At 47.3% G+C, this 296-nt stretch carries 1 pseudogene; it reads right to left on the reverse strand.

The window, feature by feature from the left end:
• Window positions 1-149: 149 nt before the first annotated feature.
• A pseudogene (locus ACSIPU_RS31045) lies at window positions 150-296 on the reverse strand (acetyl-CoA carboxylase biotin carboxylase subunit); the annotation flags it as partial.

Below are 296 nucleotides of genomic sequence, written 5' to 3' on the forward strand. Positions count from 1 at the left end.
GCGCGCTTCTTTGTGGGCCTGAACAAAGCGTTTGTCCATTTTTTGTCCCTTGAGGATGAAGAAAGCGGGGATTGTACCGCATGGTATAGATGAGGAGAGAGAAAAAGAAAAAAGGCCGGTTTACCCGGCCTTTTGCTGAGAGAGCAGAATTATTTTTCCTGCAAGCCGAGTTTTTTCTCCAGATAGTGGATATTGGTGCCACCATGCTGGAAATTCTCGTCGCTCATAATGCGCATCTGCAGATCGACGTTGGTTTTGATGCCATCGATGATCAGCTCCTGCAGCGCATTCTTCAT

The sequence above is a fragment of the Klebsiella sp. HN106 genome (genome assembly GCF_051209435.1).
In the GTDB taxonomy this organism is placed as follows: Bacteria; Pseudomonadota; Gammaproteobacteria; order Enterobacterales; family Enterobacteriaceae; genus Klebsiella; species Klebsiella oxytoca.